Source organism: Pseudomonas sp. MF6755, from assembly GCF_016405635.1.
Classification (GTDB): Bacteria; Pseudomonadota; Gammaproteobacteria; order Pseudomonadales; family Pseudomonadaceae; genus Aquipseudomonas; species Aquipseudomonas haemolytica.
This window is the reverse complement of record NZ_JAEKDA010000042.1, coordinates 1-4,334: the sequence shown is the minus strand read 5'-3', so window position 1 is coordinate 4,334 and position 4,334 is coordinate 1. Positions and strand designations below refer to the sequence as shown.

General features: G+C 60.3%; 5 protein-coding genes. 3 read left to right on the top strand and 2 right to left on the bottom strand.

Going from position 1 to position 4,334, the window contains the following annotated elements; translation table 11 throughout:
• Positions 1-312 precede the first annotated feature (312 nt).
• Complete coding sequence (locus JFT66_RS29545; protein WP_153839368.1) at positions 313-804, top strand: HIT family protein; 492 nt, start codon at positions 313-315, stop codon at positions 802-804.
• On the opposite strand, the gene JFT66_RS29540 is transcribed toward JFT66_RS29545, so the two are convergent.
• Positions 788-1,270 (bottom strand): GNAT family N-acetyltransferase, encoded by a 483-nt coding sequence (locus JFT66_RS29540; RefSeq protein ID WP_153839367.1) that lies wholly within the window; start codon positions 1,268-1,270, stop codon positions 788-790. The two genes, JFT66_RS29545 and JFT66_RS29540, sit on opposite strands and share 17 nt — an antisense overlap.
• Before the next feature lie 175 nt (positions 1,271-1,445).
• Here JFT66_RS29540 and JFT66_RS29535 point away from each other — a divergent pair, with 175 nt between their 5' ends.
• A complete protein-coding gene (locus JFT66_RS29535) occupies positions 1,446-1,781 on the top strand; it encodes a hypothetical protein (RefSeq protein ID WP_034119230.1) in 336 nt (111 codons plus the stop codon).
• Here JFT66_RS29535 and JFT66_RS29530 read toward each other — a convergent pair.
• Positions 1,771-3,384 (bottom strand): ATP-binding response regulator, encoded by a 1,614-nt coding sequence (locus JFT66_RS29530; RefSeq protein ID WP_034119229.1) that lies wholly within the window; start codon positions 3,382-3,384, stop codon positions 1,771-1,773. The two genes, JFT66_RS29535 and JFT66_RS29530, sit on opposite strands and share 11 nt — an antisense overlap.
• 109 nt (positions 3,385-3,493) lie before the next feature.
• On the opposite strand from JFT66_RS29530, the gene JFT66_RS29525 reads away from it, so the two are divergent.
• The gene (locus tag JFT66_RS29525) at positions 3,494-4,096 is read left to right on the top strand and encodes a LuxR C-terminal-related transcriptional regulator (RefSeq protein WP_034119228.1); all 603 of its coding nucleotides are present in this window, start codon (positions 3,494-3,496) and stop codon (positions 4,094-4,096) included.
• Positions 4,097-4,334: the final 238 nt, after the last annotated feature.

Genomic DNA, 4,334 nt, shown 5'->3' with positions numbered 1-4,334 from the left:
GATCCTCGCGAAATCGACCCTGCCAGTTAAAAACTGTTACCTATGTGCGTGAACTGATTTGTAACCCATGTGGGTGAGTCATACCGGCGAGGACCTTTTGCTTACTTTTGGGTCCTTCCAAAAGTGACCCGCTGTAAGAGCGGAACCCTAAGTAGCCGTTACCGCAGCACCGGATATATACTCGGTCAAAAACATCCTGGCCAGCTGTCAGGCCACCAGCGCGAGCAAGCTCCCTCGCCACAGGTTCGGAGCCACGCCCATTCAAGAAGATACTTGTTATCCTGCCGCTCCAACCCACATGGACGCGTGCTGATGCAAGTCGACCCCGCCTTCGTTCTTCACCAGACCGAGCACTGGCTGCTCAACCATCACATGGCATCAAAGCTGCCGGGCTACTTGATGCTGGGCGCCAAGGCACCGATTGATTCACTCGCCGATATGCCTGAAGCCGCGCTGGCCGAACTCGGCGGCTTGCTCGCCAAGATCCAGCGGGTGATGGAAACCCAGCTCCAGCCAAAATGGCTGTACATCAGCCGCTACGGCCATATGCCAGGCTTCCCGCTGCACTTTCACTTCATCCCCGTCTATGACTGGGTAGAACAAGCGTTCTGGCGAGATGAGCGTTATCGGCTGCTGCACGCCTTTGGCGCCCAGGAAGCGGCTCAAACACTCACCGATGGGGCCGAACTGACCCTGTTTGTGTGGCGCGAGTTTGGTGAAAGCACCACACCGCCGCAGACTCAAGGGCCCGGGGTTGAGCAGGTGATTGAGCAGTTAAGCGCAGCCTTCAAGATTCCGGCATGACCAACAGCCGCTTTGCCATCGGCACACACGCCAATACCAACCCCGACGGCGAGTGATACACCGCCTGTTCATCACCCACATAACCGCACCCACGGTAAAAATTCACCGCATTCAAGGTCGCATCCAGCACCACCTCTTCAATGGCCCGCTGCCGTGCAACCGCTTCCAAGTGGGCAAGCATCGCCTTGCCATAACCCCGCCCGGTGAAGGCGGGCCGCACGAACAACGCCCCCACTTCGTTGTTATCAAGGTCTAGCATGCCGGTGGCGATGGCTTCACCGTTCACCCACCCCAGGTAAAACTGTTTATCCATCAGCGCGTCATAGCCATCGGCGGCTTTGCCCCGTGTCCAGAGCGCCATCTGCTCGGCGCTATAGGCGCCGATGCATTGACTGCGGATGGCTTCTCGGCGGATGTCAAACGCGCGATTGGCGTCCTCGGGGGTAGCGCGGGTAATCTCCAGCATTGCGATTTCCTTGTGCGACCTCAATTTGCCATTAGCCCATTTGTGCTAATCGACCCATCCAACCTGCGGCGCTATATTCCTCGGCACTTCCAACGCTCCTCAGGCACCGCGCATCCATTGCGCGCGGGTTCGTTGTGCGTTGGAAAAACCATAACAACCCCAAGGAAGAAGCACCATGAAACTCCCATCCCCCGTTACTCGCCTTGCCTTGCTGGGCGCCCTGATCATCGGCGTCGCCGGTTGCAGCAATATCAAACCCACCGAAGACCACCTCAAGACGCTGTCGGAAACCAACCTGGGCGAGCCGGTAAAACGTATCTCCAATGTGCGCAGCGACTCCATGACCACCTATTACGTGGCCAACACCGCCTCCGGTGAATACAACTGCTCCGTACCCAGCGGTGCCAGTGGTGGCGCCTTTGCGATTGCCAGCTTCGGCCTGATGAAGCCAGCCGCCTACTGCATGCCCAAAGGGGCGCGTGGCAACGGGCTGACGCCATTCATGCAGTAATGTTCTGCTGGCTGAGGTCGCGCAACCTGCCGCGCAGTTCCGCCGGGCGTACCGGCTTGGACAGGATGGCGATCTGACGGTCGTGCAACGCAGCCTGGATTTTCTCCACGTCATGACCGGTGAGGATCAACGCCGGCACCGCCCAGCCGCGCTGCTGGCGTAGCTGGTCGATGCATTCGATACCGGTGGCGTGGTTGCCCAGGTCGTAGTCGGCGACGATGATGTCGCAGTCGCTGACCAAGCCCTGCCCGCTGGACTCGGCCTGTACCTCGCACCCCCAACGCTCCAGCAAGGCCTGGGTGGCGAGCAGCACGTTGTGATCATCTTCCACCAGGCACACTTTCAACCCGGTAAGCAGGCCGGCCTGGCGTGCATCGTCGCGCAACGCCGGTTGACGTGGCGCGGTGGCCAGAGCCAGGCCGTGCAGGCTCACGGAGGTACCCCGGCCCACCCGCGAACGCAGGCTCACCTGCAACCCCATCAATTGCCCCAGGCGCTTGACGATGGACAGCCCCAGGCCGACGCCTTCAACGTCTTTGTCGCGCAGTTGGCGCACGCGATAAAACTCTTCGAAGACCTTTGACAAATGCTCCCTGGCAATCCCCCGCCCCTGGTCATGCACTTCCACCGCCAGGCCGTTATCGCGAATGCGGACGCCGATCAGCACCGGCCGTTGCGCACCGTATTTAAAGCAATTGGAGAGCAGGTTTTGCACCATGGTCGCCAACATTCCTGGGTCCACCAACACCCAGTGGGCGCAAGGCCGCAAGCGCAAATCCACGCCAGCCCAGCGTGCGGCTTCAGCGTTCTGGCGTACCAGGTCGGCGAGGAAGTCGCCCAGGTGGACCACTTGGTATTTGGGCAGCAGGCGGCCGTTGTCGAGCGTGTAGAGATCGAGAATCGAACGGAACAATTGCGACACGTTAAGCAGCGAGCGGTCGATATTGTCCACCAGCCGCCGCTCGTCATCCCCCAGCCGGGCTTCGCGCAGGCAGGCGGTGAACAGGCCGATGGAGTGGATCGGCTGGCGCAGGTCATGGCTGGCCTGGGCGAGAAAGCGGGACTTTTCAAGGTTCGCGGCGATGGCTTGTTCGGATGCCTTGCGCGTGCGTTCCAGCAGGATATGCGCATACACCGGGATCACCGTGCTGGTGATCATCAGCATCAGTACCATGAACGGCTGCGCCTGCCACAGCGGCGTGAGCTGGTACACGATCAACAGCGCCAGCAACGCCAGCCCCGTGGCAATCGCCAGGTAGCGCGAGCCGTAGCGCATGCCGTTGCCCAGGTTGACCCACACCATCACCGCATACAGTGGCAACGCTGCTTCACCGCCCACCACCAGGCCGAACGAAGTGCCGGTGTAGTCGTGGAGCATGCCGAAGATCCGCCGCGTCGGGTAATGCCCGGGCCAGCGTGCGATCACCTGGCGCAACGCAATGGACGCCAGCAGGAACAGGAAGATATACAGGATCACCGGCAGGTAGGTGTCCAACGAATGTCCGGGCAAGAAGCCCAGCGCGCCGATGTACACAATGGCGATGCTGGCCACTACGATGCGCAGGTTGGCCTGGTCGAGTTCGGAGTTGGTCTCGATACTCATGGGTTACGTCCTTGTCACGTGCCTACAATGTCTAAGTGTTAAGCGGGCATCGGGCCCGCTGGTAAAGTAGCATGCCTCAGCACAGCCTTGCCCCAGGAAGGAGCACACCATGACCGGCCGGATCATCATCGCCGACGACCACCCGATGTTTCGCGAAGGCATGGCGCGCACCGTGCAACGCCTGCTACCCGACGCCATGGTCCAAGAAGCCGGCGACCTGGCGACGGTGAATGCGCTGCTGCGCGAGGCGGGCGAAGTCGACACCCTGATCCTCGACCTGCGCTTCCCCGGCCTGACCTGCATCAGCCAACTGGCCGACCTGCGCCAGCAGCTGCGGCGCACTACCCTGATCGTGGTATCGATGGTCGACGACGCCACGTTGATCGAACAGGTCATGGCCCTGGGCGCCGACGGGTTTATCGGCAAGAACATCGCCCCCGACGAGATCGGCCAGGCGCTGCTGGCGATCCGCGACGGCGAAGTATTGGTCAAGTTCGCACCTTCGGGTCTGCTGCCCCTCGACACTCACACCCTCACCACCCGCCAGCAGGAAGTGCTGCGCCTGATTGCCCAGGGCAAGACCAACAAGGAAATCGCCAAGGCCCTGGATATCTCGCCGTTTACCGTGCGTATCCATGTGTCATCGCTGCTGCGCACGCTGGACGTGCCGTCACGGGCTGCGGCGGCGGTGAAGTATTCGGGGGAGTTCTAGGTGGTCTGGTATGCCCAGTACATATCCATTATTTAGGTAACGGCTGCTATTGGTTCCGCTCTTACAGCGGGTCACTTTTGAAAAGAGCCCAAAAGTAACCAAAAGGCTCTTGCCGGTATGACTCACCCACATGGGTTACAAATCAGTTCACGCACATAGGTAACAGTTTTTAACTGGCAGGGTCGATTTCGCGAGGATCTGACCATGCCCTGGAAAGAGCTGAAACCTATGGACCTAA